The 16,776-nt window shown below is 55.9% G+C and carries 14 protein-coding genes; 9 read left to right on the forward strand and 5 right to left on the reverse strand.

What is annotated here, in order from left to right:
• Positions 1-2: 2 nt before the first annotated feature.
• Positions 3-1,034 carry a LacI family DNA-binding transcriptional regulator gene (locus ACR0AK_RS15715; RefSeq protein ID WP_170559869.1) on the reverse strand — a complete coding sequence of 344 codons (1,032 nt, stop codon included), beginning with the start codon at positions 1,032-1,034 and terminating at the stop codon, positions 3-5.
• Between the two features lie 214 nt (positions 1,035-1,248).
• Between ACR0AK_RS15715 and ACR0AK_RS15720 the strand changes: the two genes are divergently transcribed.
• The 9 genes from ACR0AK_RS15720 (at position 1,249) to ACR0AK_RS15760 (ending at position 12,471) form a co-directional block, all read left to right on the forward strand.
• Positions 1,249-2,517 (forward strand): ABC transporter substrate-binding protein, encoded by a 1,269-nt coding sequence (locus tag ACR0AK_RS15720; RefSeq protein WP_480794007.1) that lies wholly within the window; start codon positions 1,249-1,251, stop codon positions 2,515-2,517.
• A 66-nt stretch (positions 2,518-2,583) separates the two neighbouring features.
• Complete coding sequence (locus ACR0AK_RS15725; protein ID WP_170559873.1) at positions 2,584-3,591, forward strand: carbohydrate ABC transporter permease; 1,008 nt, start codon at positions 2,584-2,586, stop codon at positions 3,589-3,591.
• Between the two features lie 4 nt (positions 3,592-3,595).
• Positions 3,596-4,744 carry a carbohydrate ABC transporter permease gene (locus tag ACR0AK_RS15730; protein ID WP_480794008.1) on the forward strand — a complete coding sequence of 383 codons (1,149 nt, stop codon included), beginning with the start codon at positions 3,596-3,598 and terminating at the stop codon, positions 4,742-4,744.
• Between the two features lie 9 nt (positions 4,745-4,753).
• A complete protein-coding gene (locus ACR0AK_RS15735; protein WP_480794009.1) occupies positions 4,754-6,409 on the forward strand; it encodes an alpha-amylase family glycosyl hydrolase in 1,656 nt (551 codons plus the stop codon).
• Between the two features lie 3 nt (positions 6,410-6,412).
• Positions 6,413-7,495 carry an ABC transporter ATP-binding protein gene (locus ACR0AK_RS15740; protein ID WP_480794010.1) on the forward strand — a complete coding sequence of 361 codons (1,083 nt, stop codon included), beginning with the start codon at positions 6,413-6,415 and terminating at the stop codon, positions 7,493-7,495.
• Positions 7,496-7,921: 426 nt separating this feature from the next.
• A complete protein-coding gene (locus tag ACR0AK_RS15745) occupies positions 7,922-9,046 on the forward strand; it encodes an extracellular solute-binding protein (RefSeq protein WP_170559877.1) in 1,125 nt (374 codons plus the stop codon).
• Between the two features lie 118 nt (positions 9,047-9,164).
• Positions 9,165-10,277 carry an ABC transporter ATP-binding protein gene (locus ACR0AK_RS15750; RefSeq protein WP_480794011.1) on the forward strand — a complete coding sequence of 371 codons (1,113 nt, stop codon included), beginning with the start codon at positions 9,165-9,167 and terminating at the stop codon, positions 10,275-10,277.
• A gap of 11 nt (positions 10,278-10,288) precedes the next feature.
• Positions 10,289-11,209, forward strand: a complete 921-nt coding sequence (locus ACR0AK_RS15755; RefSeq protein WP_170559879.1) for an ABC transporter permease — start codon at positions 10,289-10,291, stop codon at positions 11,207-11,209.
• Positions 11,206-12,471 carry an ABC transporter permease gene (locus tag ACR0AK_RS15760; protein WP_480794012.1) on the forward strand — a complete coding sequence of 422 codons (1,266 nt, stop codon included), beginning with the start codon at positions 11,206-11,208 and terminating at the stop codon, positions 12,469-12,471. Before ACR0AK_RS15755 ends, ACR0AK_RS15760 begins: the two co-directional genes overlap by 4 nt.
• 37 nt (positions 12,472-12,508) lie before the next feature.
• On the opposite strand, the gene ACR0AK_RS15765 is transcribed toward ACR0AK_RS15760, so the two are convergent.
• The 4 genes from ACR0AK_RS15765 to ACR0AK_RS15780 are packed head-to-tail and all read right to left on the reverse strand — an operon-like array spanning position 12,509 to position 16,774.
• Positions 12,509-14,425 carry a beta-galactosidase gene (locus ACR0AK_RS15765; protein WP_480794013.1) on the reverse strand — a complete coding sequence of 639 codons (1,917 nt, stop codon included), beginning with the start codon at positions 14,423-14,425 and terminating at the stop codon, positions 12,509-12,511.
• Entirely contained in the window at positions 14,422-15,282 is an 861-nt protein-coding gene (locus ACR0AK_RS15770; protein ID WP_480794014.1) for an SMP-30/gluconolactonase/LRE family protein, read from the reverse strand. Before ACR0AK_RS15770 ends, ACR0AK_RS15765 begins: the two co-directional genes overlap by 4 nt.
• Positions 15,279-15,884 (reverse strand): 2-dehydro-3-deoxy-6-phosphogalactonate aldolase, encoded by a 606-nt coding sequence (locus ACR0AK_RS15775; RefSeq protein ID WP_480794015.1) that lies wholly within the window; start codon positions 15,882-15,884, stop codon positions 15,279-15,281. The genes ACR0AK_RS15770 and ACR0AK_RS15775 overlap by 4 nt, the downstream gene beginning before the upstream one ends.
• Positions 15,881-16,774, reverse strand: a complete 894-nt coding sequence (locus ACR0AK_RS15780) for a 2-dehydro-3-deoxygalactonokinase (protein ID WP_480794016.1) — start codon at positions 16,772-16,774, stop codon at positions 15,881-15,883. The genes ACR0AK_RS15775 and ACR0AK_RS15780 overlap by 4 nt, the downstream gene beginning before the upstream one ends.
• Positions 16,775-16,776 lie beyond the last annotated feature (2 nt).

Consider the following 16,776-nt stretch of genomic DNA (forward strand, 5'->3'; position numbering starts at 1 on the left):
TTTCAGAACCTGTTGGGAGCGGGGCCGGTCGAGCCGCCAACTACCAGCTCGGCCTCCAGCAATCTAGTTTTAACCGGGTCTTCCGGTGATTTGATGCGTTCGATCAGCATTTCAGCGGCCATTTCTCCGGCTCGACGTACGGATGACCGTGTGGCCGTGAAAATGGGGACATCCTGCCCGTTCTTTAGGTAAGAAAGGTCGTCGTCATGGGCGATGACCGAAACGTCTTTGCCCATCTTCAAGCCCGCTTCGTTTAGCGCACGGCGCACTCCGATAGCGGATATCATAGAGGCGGTCAGGATTGCCGTCGGTGGGTCATCCAGACGCAACATATCGCGTGTTTCATGGTGGCCATAGACCTCGGTCATCTCGGCGCTGCGCATCAAATCGGGATCGGGTGAGAGGCCTGCGTCGCGAAGTGCCTCAAGATATCCGTCGCGGCGACGTTGAGCGAAATCCATATCCTCAAGCCCGTTGATCAGGGCGATCCGCCTATGTCCAAGGTCGATCAGAAACCGTGTGGCGCGCAGGAATGAGCTTTTGTTGTTCACGTCGATCCAGTCATAAGGCACGTCGACCCCGGTTGATCTGCCGTGTACGATAAATGGCACTCCCATTCGATTCAGGACTTCAATTCGGTGTTCGTTGACTTTGGGGCCTTGCAAAACAATTCCATCTACGGCGCCGCGCTGGAAAAGACTGCGATAAGCTTCTTCAATCGAAGTGTCATCCGCATTGGTGAACATCATGTCATACCCATGATCCGAGTATTTGCGGGCCGCACCGGCGACAAAGTCGCCGAAGATTGGGTTGACCATTTCATGTTGGGATGAGCTGGGAATCACATGCCCGATAACCATCGACCGCCCGGTCGCCAGCCCTTTTGCTCGGCTGTTGGGGCGATAGCCGTGCTTGGCAGCGGCGGCTTGAACTCGCTGGCGCGTATCCTCGTTCACCTCAGGGTAGCCGTTCAGTGCGCGGCTGACCGTGGTTTGAGATAAGCCAAGGATTTCTGAGAGCTGCTTTAGATTCATCTTCGCCTCAAAGCGCCTTCAAATTTTGCTTTTTGCGGATTTCGAGCATATCATGCCCGACCGCTGTATATTGCCGTTACCGCTCTAAATATTGATAATATAGACATCAGTAAACAGATTATTGACATAAATTGGATGTTAGCGGATAAAGTGCGATATCCAAAGCGCTTTGAAAATGAGTCTCGGGGCGCGAGCAAAGTTGGGAGGAAACTTCATGAAACACTCGCTTTATACAGGCGCGGCCGCGTTCGCCCTGATGGCGGGCGCGGCGTATGCCGACAAGGTCACCGTGTTCGGTCCATGGTTGGGGCCTGATCAGGAAAATGTCGAAAAGGTTCTGGATGGCTTCGCCGCAGCGACCGGGCATGAGTACACCTATGTCGGCTCGGACAGCTTTGAGCAGCAGATCAGAATTGATGCCGAGGCTGGATCGGCACCCAATGTTGCAGTGTTTCCCCAGCCCGGTCTGGCTGCGGACATGGCCAGAGCGGGTTTCCTGACACCACTGGCTGACGGAACGGCAGACTGGATTCGCGACAACTATGCGGCGGGTCAGTCTTGGGTTGATCTTGGGACGTACCAGGGGCCGGACGGACAGGATCATCTGTATGGCTTCTTTTACAAGGTCGACGTGAAATCGTTGGTTTGGTTTGTTCCGGAAAACTTCGAAGACGCCGGTTATGAAATCCCGACCACGATGGAAGAATTGAAGGCGCTGACCGATCAGATAGTTGCGGATGGTGAAACGCCTTGGTGCATTGGCCTGGGTTCCGGCGGCGCGACCGGTTGGCCCGCGACCGACTGGGTCGAAGACATGATGCTGCGCACGTTGCCGCCTGAAGACTACGACGCCTGGGTTGCCAACGACTTGAAGTTCAACGACCCAAAGGTTGTCGCCGCGATCGAAGAATTCGGTGCGTTTGCGCGCAACGATGATTACGTGGCCGGTGGGGCAGGCGCCGTCGCAACGACTGACTTCCGCGATAGCCCGAAGGGCATGTTCAGCTCCCCTCCGCAGTGCTACATGCATCGTCAGGCCTCGTTCATTCCGGCCTTCTTCCCTGAAGGTACGGTTGTGGGCGAAGATGCCGACTTCTTCTATTTCCCGGCTTACGAAAGCAAGGATCTTGGTAGTCCGGTGCTTGGTGCCGGAACGGTTTGGGCAATCACCAATGACAGCCCGGGCGCACATGCACTGATTGAATATCTGGAGACGCCCGAAGCGCACGAAACCTGGATGGCGCTGACCGGTTTCTTAACGCCGCACAAAGGCGTCGATACTTCAGTTTTCTCGGACCCTACGCTGAAGAAGATGAACGACATTCTTCTGGGGGCCACCACCTTCCGGTTTGACGGTTCCGACCTGATGCCGGGCGGCGTTGGTGCAGGCACCTTCTGGACTGGCATGGTCGACTATACGGGCGGAACATCTGCCCAGGACGTTGCCGACGAAATCCAGTCTTCGTGGGACGCGCTGGACTAAGGCGTCTGAGATTGGGCAACCCGCACAGCCGGGTTGCCCGAACCTACCGTCGCAAGGGAGAGCGGCATGCATCCGGCATTTCAGGGCCTGCTGACCATCGCCATTGGCGTGTCAGGTTGCGTGGGCTATTTCTACCTATCCAATCAGTTTCTTGACAAAGTTCTGTTCCCGCCTCGAGGGCCGAATGCTGGCCGCAACATCAACCGCGCGAACATCATCCGGCCTTGGTTGTTCCTGTTTCCAGCGCTGGCCGCTTTGGGCCTGTATCTGGCCTATCCGGTCGTCGAGACCCTGCGCCTGTCACTGACTGATCGTGTCCCGGGTGGCGGCTACAAGTGGGTAGGGCTGGATAACTATATCCAGATGGCCAAGGAGCCCAAGTTTTGGGAAGCAATGCGCAACAACATGTTCTGGCTGATCATTGTGCCCGCCATGTCGACGGCGTTTGGCCTGTTGGTGGCGCAGCTGACCGACCGCATTCGTTGGGGGAATCTGGCCAAGTCGCTGATCTTTATGCCTATGGCGATCTCGTTCGTGGGGGCGTCGGTTATCTGGAAGCTGGTTTATGACACACGTCCGGCCGAACAAGATCAGATTGGAATGCTGAATGCGCTGTATATTTTCTTTGGCGGGACCGAACCGCAGACATGGCTGACGATACCGTTCTGGAACAGCTTTTTGCTGATGGTTGTCCTGATCTGGATTCAGACTGGTTTTGCCATGGTGATCCTGTCGGCCGCCCTGCGTGGTATCCCCGAAGAAACGATTGAAGCCGCAATTCTGGATGGGGCCAACCCGTTCCAGATCTTTTTTCGGATCAAGGTACCGCAGATCAAAACCACTATTCTTGTCGTCTGGACCACGATCACCATTACTGTCCTCAAGGTCTTTGACATCGTCTTCGCCATGACCAACGGCCAATGGGAGACGCAGGTTCTCGCCAACTACATGTACGACAAGCTGTTCCGAGCGAATGACTGGGGCGTCGGGTCCGCTTCGGCCATGGTTATTATGCTCCTGGTGGCTCCGATTCTCGTCTGGAATGTGCGCAACGCGCGGAAAGAGATGGAGTAAGGCAATGAGCGATATTGCAGGAACCAAACCCGCCCTTCGCTGGGTCGTCCATGCCTCGGTCATCTTTTTGGTGGTGCTGTGGGTTGTGCCAACTCTGGGTCTTTTGATCTCGTCCTTCCGGACGGCGGATCAGATCGCAACCAGCGGCTGGTGGCGGTCGCTGTTTCCGTCCGAGCAGAACCTGACACTGCGCAGCGCTGCCCCCGAAACCCAAGTTCTGGAAAACGGGATGTACGTGATCGAAGGCAATCTGTTTGACGAAGGAACTAAAGCGACAATCTCAAAGTGGGGAATCAGCTCTCGCGCGATTGATGCCTTTGCCCCCGGCGAAACGGCTGAGCTGCGAAAGGGCGGTACAATCACCGTAGATGCCGCAGGAAATTACCGCATGGAGAACTCGGACGAGTTCACCGGCAGTCGCGGATCGCGGGTTTTTGTAACTGCAGAGTTGCCGCCTGAATTCACCTTAGACAACTATCACAAGGTTCTTCTGGCAGAAGACAGCACCGACAGTATGGGACGTGCGTTTTTCAACACACTGACCGTGACGATACCGGCAACGATCATTCCAATTCTTGTGGCGGCTTTTGCGGCCTACGCGCTGGCCTGGATGGATTTCCCCGGACGCGCGTTGCTTATTGCGGCTGTCGTTGGCCTGCTTGTTGTCCCGCTACAACTGGCACTGATCCCGTTGCTTAAATTCCACCTGAATATTGGCATTGGCAAAGGGTATCTGGGCGTCTGGATGGCGCATACCGGTTTCGGGATGCCGCTGGCGATTTACCTTCTACGAAACTACATGGCCGGCCTGCCACGTGACCTTATCGAAAACGCGCGGGTCGATGGGGCGACTGAGTTCCAGATATTCACCAAACTGATCCTGCCGCTCAGCTTTCCCGCCTTGGCATCTTTCGCAATCTTTCAGTTCCTTTGGACATGGAATGACCTGCTGGTTGCCAAGGTGTTCCTGATCGACGCGTCCGGGCAAACCACGGTTATGACCAACCGTATCGTCGAGCTTTTGGGCACGCGCGGTGGCAACTGGGAAATCCTTGCCACAGCGGCCTTTGTTTCGATCATCGTCCCGCTGATCGTCTTTTTCGCAATGCAAAAATATCTGGTCCGCGGTCTGTTGGCCGGTTCCGTTAAGTAGAGGCGTCTGATGAACGTGCAGAACACCGTAGAACTACATAAAGCAACCAAAGCGTCCGCCGATTGGTGGCGGGGCGGAGTGATTTACCAGATCTATCCGCGCAGCTTTCAAGACAGCAACGGCGACGGGATTGGTGATCTTAAAGGGATCACCCAACGGTTGGGTTATATCGCGTCGCTTGGCGTCGATGCCATCTGGATCTCGCCCTTCTTCAAATCACCGATGAAAGACTTCGGATACGACGTCAGCGACTATCGTGATGTCGATCCGATGTTCGGCACAATGGAAGATTTCAAAGGCCTATTGGAGCAGGCACATTCAATTGGTCTGAAGGTGATGATTGACCTTGTGTTGTCACACACGTCGGATCAGCATCCTTGGTTCAAGGAAAGCCGGTCTAGCCGTGAGAATGCCAAGTCTGACTGGTACGTTTGGGCTGACCCAAAGCCAGACGGAACGCCACCAAACAATTGGCTTTCCATCTTTGGTGGTTCTGCGTGGCAATGGGATTCCCGGCGCCTGCAGTATTACCTGCACAACTTTTTGACGTCCCAACCGGACCTGAACTTCCATTGCCCAGACGTGCAGGATGCATTGCTGGACGTTGCACGGTTCTGGCTGGACATGGGTGTGGATGGTTTTCGCCTGGACACGATAAACTTCTACTTCCACGACAAGCAACTGCGCGACAATCCTGGCCTGCCAATGGATCAACGAAATGCTTCCATTGCGCCGATGGTGAACCCCTATAATCATCAGGATCACCTTTTCTCCAAAAGCCAGCCGGAAAACATCGCCTTCCTCGAGCGTTTGCGTGCCCTTACGGACGAATATGAAGGTCGCGCTTGCCTTGGCGAGGTCGGCGACGCGCAGCGGGGTCTTGAGATCATGGGGGCATACACCTCGGGCGATAAACGCATGCATATGTGCTATGCGTTTGAGTTTTTGGAAAAACGCGCCCTGACTGCCGCTTACGCCAAACAGGTGTTTGATCAGTTGGAAGATAAGGCCGGAGACGCTTGGCCTTGCTGGGCATTCTCGAACCACGATGTCCAGCGCCACGCGACACGGTGGGCGCTGGACGATGCGGCCATCCGTCAGCACGCGGTTCTCATGATGTGTCTGCGCGGATCGGCTTGCCTGTATCAGGGCGAAGAACTTGGTTTGCCCGAGGCGGACGTGCCATTTGAACAACTACAAGACCCTTACGGCATCGAATTCTGGCCGGAATTCAAAGGTCGCGATGGTTGTCGTACCCCGATGGTATGGGCGGCGCAGGACGAACAGTCGGGTTTCAGTACCGGTGCCCCCTGGCTGCCCGTCAGCCAAATTCAGGCCGAGCGTGCAGTAGACAGGTTAGAGCAAGACCCAAACTCCATGCTGCAACATTATCGCCGTGCCATTGCGCTGCGCCACGCGCATTCCGCACTAATGTCTGGCCAGCAGCGCGACATGGCACAATCCGGTCCGATCCTGACCTTCCTTCGTGAAGACGGTGCCGAGCAGATCTTCTGCGCTTTCAATCTGGGATCTGACAGAACGGAAGTCACACTGCCTGACGGTAACTGGCAATTTATCGGGCAAGAACTGGGCGGCGTCGAAGGGGCGGGGACAATGGCCCTCGGCGCGGCTCAATTCTGTTTGATGATGCGCGAAAAGGAGTAAGCCATGTCGGAACTCAATCTTACGGACGTGGCAAAGACCTATGGCAACGTCGATGTCCTAAAAAACATCAACCTGGACATAGAGCGCGGCGAACTGATCGTCTTTGTCGGGCCCTCTGGCTGTGGCAAATCTACTTTGCTGCGTATGATTGCAGGGCTTGAAAAGATCTCGGGCGGAACGCTTGAAATCGAAGGTCAGGTAATGAACGACGTGCCACCTGCGCAGCGGGGCATTGCGATGGTCTTCCAAAGCTATGCCCTGTACCCGCATATGACCGTGCGCGAGAATATGGCCTTTGCTTTGAAGATCGCCAAAATGCCGGCTGACGAGGTTGACGCAGCCGTTGAGCGCGCCGCGAGCATTCTACAGCTTGAGCCGTTTCTGGACCGGCTTCCAAAAGCCCTTTCCGGTGGTCAGCGTCAGCGGGTAGCAATCGGTCGAGCCATCGTGCGCGACCCAAAGGTCTATCTGTTTGATGAACCGCTCTCCAATCTTGATGCGGCACTGCGCGTTGCGACTCGCATTGAAATCGCGCGCCTGAAAGAGGCAATGCCCGACAGCACGATGGTTTATGTGACCCACGATCAAGTCGAGGCGATGACACTGGCCAGCAGGATAGTCGTTCTGGCCAATAAAGGGATCGCGCAGGTCGGCACCCCGCTTGAACTTTACGAAACGCCCGACAATGAGTTTGTCGCCCAGTTCATCGGTTCGCCTGCAATGAACCTCTTGCCGGGAGTCATCACGCAGACTGGTGAACACACAGTCATAAAGCTTGATGGCGGAGGGACCGCAGTATCCAGCATCCCGACCGATGCAACTGATGAAGGTAAGCAGGTGAATATCGGTGTGCGCCCCGAAGATTTTTACCCGGTTGAAAGCAACCCGATTATGGAAGGTATTGTGGATTTCACCGAGGCACTCGGAGAGGTCACGCTGCTGTATTTTGCCGCCAATGACGGCGAGGACGCTACAATCGCAAAACTACCCGGAGTCCAAAAAAACATGCGGGGTCAAACGGTTGCTGTTTCAGCGGATCCCGGCAAGGTGCACCTGTTTCACCAGGGGCTGTCTATGAGAAAATAACTGTGGCTTGTGCCCAGTGATTCAAAAAATCGTGCGGATCCGTTCGCGGATGCGTGACAGCCCCTGTCCAAAATCATCCCGAAAAATAGTGCGGGCTAGGCAAGTGTTCTCAACGAGCCGATCGTTGGGCGTTGGCGTCGTAGGGCGCGCAATGTAACGTTTCCGTTTCTCAACTGAGGCCTGAAACACAGTCCCTGCCTCGGCTGGCACCTGTGACGGTTTCTTACGAAACGGTGCCATTGGCGGCTATTTTGTTATCAAAACGCCACTAACGGCCAAGGGGATAACTAACCATATTTGCAGGATTAATCTGCGGTCCGGACGTACGAATTTTCCACTCTGTCACTTTTGGCCTGACAACGCCCCCGCAAAGTTCTAGCGTGGCACCCATAATAACAAACAGTCCAATAACGGGAGAACCAAAATATGGCTGAACGGAATACACTTTCCAGACGCTCGGTCCTGAAAGGTGCAGGCGCGGCTGCTCTGGCAGCACCACTTTATAGCAAAAGCGCGCTGGCCTCTTCGGGTGAAATCAACATTCTGATGTGGTCGGACTATCTGCCGCCTGCTTTCTTGCAAGAGTTTGAAACTCTGACTGGAATCAAAGTTAACTACACCGGCATCGGGTCGAACGAAGAGATCATCAACAAGATGAAGGCCACCAAGGGCCAAGGATTCGACATCGTATCGCCGACGAATAACCGCTCGTTGCAGTGGGAACCGCTGGAACTGTTGCAGCCTTTCGACATGAACAAGGTTCCGATTGATCTGGTGAACCCTGCGATGGCGCAGATTGGCACCGATGCCTGGAACTTTAGTGACAGTGGCGTGCATTGGTTGCCGCATATCTGGGGCACCGAAGGTATTGCCTATCGCACGGACCTGTGGCTGCCCGAAGGCGACGCCCCGTCATACGGGGATGTCTGGTCGGAAGAGAATGCGGGCAAAACCATGGGCCGCGCGCATTCGATGATGCTGGGTGCTGGCCTTTATATGGAGCGCTCCGGTGAAATGGAGCCGGGTTCTGTTTGGGCCGCATACGGCGACGAAGACACCATGCGCAAGGTTTGGGGCCAGATCACCGACTGGTGCATCGAACGCAAAAACCGGATCAAGCTGATCTGGAATGACGCTGACACCCAGAAGAACGGCTTGCTGAACGAAGGTGTGGTCGTCGGCCAGACCTGGGACGGTCCGCCTCTGGCGCTGAAATCGGCCGGTGAGCCGGTGCATTATCAGGCACCGGTTGAGGGCGCGATGGCATGGGTTGACGGTATGTCGATGCCGTCTGGTGCAGCAAATATCGATCAGGTCTATGCCTTTATCGATTTTGCCTATCAGGCAAAACCGGCCGGTGTGGCGATCGACAGCCATGGCTACAACTCGCCGGTTCTCGGTGCCGACCAGTATTCCGGCGATACCTACAAGAAGAACTTCGCCGAGGCCTATCCGGGCGACTCGCTGGCAAATCTAAACCCGTGGCCTGCTGAGGCTCCGTGGTATGCCGAAACCCGGACTGAGTTCGTCAACAAGTTCAAAAGCGCCTAATCGCTTTGAAACCCTGCCCTCCGCCAATGCGCGGAGGGCAATGAACCCGCACGCATTGACCGCGTGACGGATGCATTTTCGGCGCGTTGGGGAACTGCGCCAAACGGAGATAACAAAAATGAGTGCAGGGGTCGGTGTAGATCTGGAAAACCTGTGGATCCGTTTCGGTGATTTTGTCGCCGTGAGGGATGCAAACGTGAACATCAATGGGGGCGACTTCTTTTCGTTTCTGGGCCCCTCGGGCTGCGGCAAGACCACGATCCTGCGCGCGGTATCCGGGTTTTTGGACCCCAGCGAAGGGCGGGTTCTGATCGGTGGCAAGGATATGCGGGGCATCGGCCCGAACAAGCGTCCAACAGCCCTTATATTCCAAAACCTTGCTTTGTTCCCGCTGATGAAAGTGTGGGAAAACATCACCTTCTCGATGGAAATTAAAGGAGCCAGTGCTGCTCAACGCCGCAAACGGGCGGATGAGCTTCTGGACATGATCGCCTTGCCTGGGCAGGGGGACAAACTGCCCAGCGAGCTTTCGGGTGGTCAACGTCAGCGTGTCGCCATCGCCCGCGCCCTTTGTGCGGAACCGGATGTTCTGCTTTTGGACGAACCGCTTTCAGCGCTGGATTTGAAACTGCGCCAGCACATGCGAACCGAGTTGCGCGAAATTCAACAACGGGTTGGCATCACCTTTATCTACATCACCCACGACCAGGGTGAGGCGCTGACTATGTCGGACAACATCGCCGTTATGCGGGCCGGGGTGATTGACCAAATCGCGGATGGCAAGACCATCTACAACGACCCAAACACCGCTTTTGCGGCCTCGTTTGTAGGCGAAAACAACGTGTTCCGCGGCAAAATTAAACAAATTATGGGCAACGAAGCGCTGATCGCGACCAACCGCTCCGGTGATTTGGTTGCTCGCATCTCGACAGCCAATCAGGGCAAACTGAAAGAAGGCGATGACGCCATGATGTTCATCCGCCCAGAAGCATTTGCGATCGCTGCAGATGGTGCGTCCGGCGATCACTTTGTCACCGCACGTGTGAACCACGAGGAATTCGAAGGTAACGTCTTTAACATCTTCACCGAAGGCGATGGCGGCAAAGAAATCAAAGTGTCTTTGCCAAACCTCGGACAATCCTTCGAAGACCACACAGGCCAGAACATCACGCTGGAGTACGAGACCCGCAATGCGGTTCTGGTTCCGGCTGGTGAATTGGCCGCGGAATAAGGGGGCCAGACATGCCAGGCTTCCTGAAAGACTTCTTCAACCGAAACGGCATCGGTATGGGTACGGCGATACTGGGTCTTGTCCTTTTCTGGACAATCGGCCTGATCATCCTGCCCCAGCTGTCGATGCTGGACTTTTCCTTCCGTCCCAACCTACCGCCGCCCGAGATCGGGGGGCCAAAAGACGTTTATACGCTGGAGAACTACAAGTACCTTATCTATGGCCCCGAGGGCGGGAGTCAGTCCTATAACGCAGTCGACCTTCGGGTCTTTTTCCGAACGCTGCTGGCCGCGGTTTGTGTAACGATCTTCAACCTGATCCTCTGTTACCCGATTGCCTACTACTTGGGTCAGTCCAAAGGCAGCCACATACGCATCTTCGCGATCATGCTGATCATCCCTTACTGGATCAACGAGATCCTGCGCGCCTTTGCACTGCGGATCATCTTTGGTGAGACCGGTGTTTTGAACACCCTGTTCATGGGGCTGGGCATCTGGGACACACCGTTTGACTTCATCCGCAACGACATCGCGCTCTATGCGGGTCTGGGCTATGCCTACATCCTGCTGATGATCTTCCCGATGTACAACGTGATCGAAAGTCTGGATGGAAACCAGATCGAGGCCGCGCGTGATCTTGGTGCGCCCTGGTGGCGGATTCACTGGCGTGTGGTCATCCCCTACGCCAAGCCAGGCATCAGTTCGGGCTGTACCATGGTGTTCATGCTGAGCGCCGGAGCGCTGGCTGCGCCGCAGATTCTGGGCGGGCCGTCCAGTTTGTGGTTCACGCAGCTTATCTATCAGCAGTTTAACGACAACAATGACTGGCCGCAGGGCGCCGCCTACGCCATCGTACTTCTGGTGACCTGTATCCTGTTCGTGCTTGCGATGATGCGCCTGTTCAAGGTGAACATGGGGGATATCGGGAAATGAATAATTCCTTCCTCCGCATAAGCATCTGGGTCTATCTGGCCATTTTCTTCCTGTACCTGTTGGGCCCGCTCGTGATCATGTCGGTCACGGCATTCAACTCTTCGGCTTTCCCGAGAATGACGCCGTGGGAATGCCTGACCTTCCAGTGGTTTGGCGAGCTGTTTCAGGATCAGCGCATCCTGAACGGTATCAAAAACTCGCTGATTATTGGGGCCGGAACGGTTGTTCTTTCGGTGGCAATGGGGCTGGCCGGGGCGCTGATGCTGACGCAGATCTGGCCGAAACTGCGGGCGACCTACTATACGATCATCATTGCTCCGATCCTTATCCCAGGCGTTGTATTGGGGATATCGACACTGGTGTTCTGGGACCGGATCAACCGGATGCTGGGGCTGGGTGCAGATAGTTTCCTGTCTAACGGTATCTTTCTGACAGTCATCGGTCAGTCTACCTTTATCGCCAGTTATTGCATGTTGGTTCTGGTGGCGCGCCTTCAGCGCTATGACATAGCACTGACCGAAGCTGCTCTTGACCTTGGTGCAACGCATGCTCAGGCATTCCGCAAGATCCTGCTGCCGTTTATGCGTCCGGCAATTGCGAGCGCAGCAGTGTTGGCGTTCCTCGCTTCGTTCGAGAACTACAACACCACCACCTTCACCTTTGGTGAATACCCGACGCTGACAATCGAATTGGCGCAAAAGGTGCGGTACGGTATCACGCCCGCCATTTCGGCTCTGGCCTTTATCATCGTGGCACTGACCGTGTTCTTTGCCTTGATGAACGAGGCTAAGTTGAAGCGTCAGGAGTTGGTCGCTGCCGCGCGCAAGAAAGCCACGGTCGAGGAGTTGGCCGGCAAAATCAAACTACCCAGCTTCTTTGCAGGAAACATGGCGGCCGTTCTGCTGGTTGTGTTTGCAGTGGCGACGATCACCGTTGTTGGTACCGCGACGGCCTACAACCCTGGTCAATGCATCGCCAACGTCAAAGAGCAGAAACGCCTGGAAGCGGAACAGCGCATCCAAGAGCTGCGCAAGCAGCGTGAAGAACAGCGTAAAAAGCGAGAGGCAGAAGAAGCCGAACAAGGTGGTGCACAGCAATCCGCACCGAAACCGTCCAACAACAGCGGTTTTGGTAATGTCTTCGCACCCAATGCTCTGGGTAGCGATGCCGAGGAAGAGAGTTCAGATACCGAAACTCCGCCTTCAAACAATGGTGGATTCGGTGGTGCGTTCGACCCCAATGCTCTGCAGAACGACCAGTAGGTATCGAAGCTAAGACCAATGCGTGCGCCCGGAGAGGTTATACCTTTTCGGGCGCATCTTTTTCTGTGATGGCAACATCGCACGCGTCGATTACGTTACCGTTCCACGCGATCGGTTGCGCGTTGTAGTTGATAAGGAACACATGCGTGGCCGTTTCACGCTGACGTAGTCCCTCGGGCATCTGATACAGGGCAACACCCGTTTTGCGCGCGGCCATTTCGACGACCCGATTCCACAATGCGTCATCCGGGAAGCCTGCAAGATACCAAAGGTCGTCATCTCCTGACAGCGCGGGCGTTCCATCTGTAAATCGCAATAAGTCGGTGGCCGAGCCAGATACCCTGTCTACCCAATGTTGGGCCGCACCGCCGCCTTCAACGCTGCGCCGTATGTTTGGTGGCAAGGTTTCGACAAGATCAACATTGCAATTCAATCCATGCAGACCGGGGCGCGCCTCTGGAATCTGGAAATCATGCGTAATAGCCCCGCTGCGTGGGCCCAGGACGGCCAGATTGCAGGACTCCCCCAGACGACGCTCAATATCGCGGTCTACCGTTGCCAGCCCCGGAGCAAATATGATGTTATACCTGTCTTGCGGAAGGGTGTCCTGTGAAACAAAGTCTACTGACAACCCCGCCCGCCGCAAGGCGCGATACGTCGAAAACACCAGTCTAAAGTAGTCAAATCCCGCCCCCTGGGGCTGTGTTGCCCACGCCCAATCCGAGGCGTAGTCGAACAGGATCGCCACCTGAGCCTGCGTTTGAACGATGTCGCCCAGTTCCGACAAAGCGTCTGCGGTTTGTTTCGCCTCAACCAGCGCCGGGGCAGGGCGGTTGTTGGGTGTCAGCAGCCCCGCATGCATTTGCTCTTGCGCGAATGGGGCTTGCCGCCAGCGGAAATAGCTGACGACCTCAGCCCCGTGCGCAATAGCCTCAAGCGACCAAAGCCTCACCATTCCGGGTAACGGTGCCGGATTATACGGTGCCCAGTTCACAGGGCCGGGTTGCTGCTCCATCACCCACCAACGTCCGCGGCCGACCGCGCGGTACAGGTCGTGGTGAAACGCTTGCATGTCAGGGTCACCTTGCTGAAGGTAGGTGGTCTTGTGCGTTTCGTCCGCCTCAAGCCGGTCAGAGAGGAAACCGATTGGATAGCTGTCCCAAGTGGCGATATCCAGATCGTCGCCAACCTTGAAATGATCGAAATCCAGCACCCGCCCCATATAGTTATGCAACAAAGGCGCATCCGTCAGTCCCCGCAGCGCATCCACTTGCGCCTTGTTGTACGCTGCAACCTGATCCGAACTAAATCGCCGGAACGCTAATACATGTGCGGGGTTGGGTTCGGTCACTGTCAGATTGGGCAGATCAATCTGGTCGAATTCGGCGTATTCCATCGACCAGAATATGTTACCCCACGCCTCATTTAGCGCGTTAATGCTGCCGTATTGATCCTCTAGCCAACTCCGAAAGGCACTCAGTGCTGATCGGCTGTAACTTATGATCGTGTCATGGCACCCGTATTCATTGTCGATCTGCCACGCCGCGACGTGCGGGTTTCGTCCATACCTCTCGCCCATGATCCGCGCGATGCGAACGGATTCTTCGACATAACCTGAATGGCTGAAACAATAATGCCTGCGAGAGCCGAAATTGCGGGTATTCCCCTGCGCATCCACGGCCAGCATGTCGGGATGCTTCTCAATCATCCACCGCGGAGGCGTTGCCGTGGGCGTCCCCAATACGACCTGTAGCCCTGCTGCCCCAAGCGTGTCGATGGCGCGATCAAGCCAATCGAATTGCATTTCACCGGGAACAGGTTCCATCCGGCTCCAGGCAAACTCACCGATCCGGACCCAGCTTATGCCGGTTTCCACCATCCGAGCCGCATCTTCGGCCCACAATGCCTCGGGCCAGTGTTCCGGATAATAGCAAACGCCAAGTTCTGGTTTCATAGAAGGACTCTGTGCTCCGCCTGGCCTTTGCCGGCATCCAAGGCGCCAAAGGTCATGCCATTGGTTGGTTGTTTGTTGATCGTGTCTGCATCAAGTCCCTGACGGGCCGTGGTGCAAAACATCGTTGTCAGATCATCACCGCCAAATGCAGGACAGGACGTATGTGCGGCCTGACAGGAAACGGCAGATCGGAATTGTCCCATCGGGCCGTAACAAGCAATGCGGCTTGCCCCCCATTGGGCGATCCAGATATTGCCGCTGGCATCAACAACTGCACCATCGGGGTACAGCCCATCAGTGCGCAGGTCCAAAAACACGGTGCTTTGACCCTCGGGCCAACCTGTTTCAGGATCCAGCGACCAGCGCATGACCTGTTGCGTGACCGTATCTGTGTAATATGCACAAGACCTGTCCGGGGCAAAACAGATCGCGTTCGAGATTGTGACTGCGGGCACAAGCTGGCGCAGTTCACCCTGCCAATACCGGTAGATCGCACCGGCACCTTTTTCCGCGTTCATCCCCATCGTCCCGATCCAGAATCCGCCCCACGGATCGGCACGCCCATCGTTGGAACGCGTGACCGAATTGCCCTCCTCAAGCGGGGCGACAAGGTCTTTTTGACCACTGGCCAGACCAAATCGCCAAAGACCGGTTTCCGAGGCCAACAACACAGTGTCCCGGTCTACCCAACCAGCCGCTGAAACATGTTCTGAAAACAGCCAGCTGTGTTGTTCGCCCCCTATCTGAGTCATCAGTCGTTTGTTGATGATGTCGAACCAGAACAGTTGCTTGCGCTCAGGATGCCACAGGGGTCCTTCGCCAAGCTCACAGGGCCGGTCATCAAAGACAAAGCTCATTCAATAGCCTCGTCATAGGCGGAGACGATCCGTTTCGCCTGAGTAGCTATCTCAGCAACAGACATTCCCGGCTTGAACAGGGCCGATCCGATGCCGAAGCCATCCGCCCCGGCCTTGATCCAATCACCAAAATTCTCAGGCCCGGCGCCGCCAACTGCGTAGACCAAAGCGCCGGTCGGCAGCACTGGTCGCAGCGCGGCCAGACCAGCAGGTCCGGCTGTTACACCGGGGAACAGTTTTAAGCCCGTGGCACCCGCCTTAAGTGCGGCAAACGCCTCGGTCGGGGTATAGACCCCTGGCCAGCTTTGCATGTTCAGCGCGACAGAACGGCCAATGACTTCGGCATCATAGTTTGGGGAAACTATCAGTTTGCCGCCCACTTGCGAAACGGCCTCTGCCTGCTCGGGCGTCAGAACTGTTCCGGCACCGATCAGAGCCTGATCACCGATTGATTTGACCAACACTTCAATACTGTGCAGCGGGTCGGGTGAGTTCAGTGGCACCTCGATCTTGTCAATGCCGGCGTCGATCAGGGCAATGCCCACATTGACTGCCTCTGCCGGTTGCAGGCCACGCAAAATGGCGATTATGGGGCGGCTCATGCAGTTTGCCTCGTAAGTTTTCGGGCCTGTGACAGGCCTGCCAATGTGCATTGGGTTGCGTTAGCGGTGTCCACGAAAGCGCCCTGCTGTCGCAGCGCGTTGGCATAGATTTGGGAAATTCCTTCAGCGCCGATGATTGCCAGCTGCTGACCCAACCAATAGGGACGGGTTGCCCCCAGTTCGGCACCTATCAATAGCCCGGATAGCTTGGCACGGGCCGTTCCCTTGTCTTGTCCGTGTAACAAATCCGCTGCGCGCAGACCAAACAGGCGTGCGGCCATTTGTTCAGGTTTAGACAATGCGTCTGCTGTGGCTTCCGCGAAAGCGTCAGCATCCCAACCGTCATCGATTGAGTGCTTCAATACAGACTGCTCGCAGAAAAGCTCAAACATTTCACCTGTCATGAACGTTCGAAAACTGACGACCTCACCAGCGCTGACCTGAACCCATTTTGAATGCGTTCCGGGCAGGCAGACTACACCGTCCCAGTTCGGATGGCTTGTCAGAAACCCGGCGATCTGAGTTTCTTCGCCGCGCATGACATCCGGTGGGGCGTTCTGTTTAAGGCCAGGCACGACAAAGGCGCGAATCCGGGCATCGGTGCCAGGAACCCGTATCGGCGTGTCCGGCAGCGGAGCCGAAGGTACGGCCGAGTAGGGCGCTTCGACCCAACCTTGCCGCGCACCGACCATACCGCAGGCCACAACGTCGACCGGTTCAGGGCCTAGCCAGTCTTCAATCAGGTTCAGCAAGGCAGGTTGAAACGCATCTCTGTTTAACCTCGCCATACCGCGGTCGGACTGCGTTTGCGCCAGCACGGTTTCACCCTGCATGGCCCAGACCCGCAGTTGGGACGTTCCCCAGTCGACAGCAATCCATTCTGCAATCATGG

This window comes from Ruegeria sp. BI12, assembly GCF_056537985.1.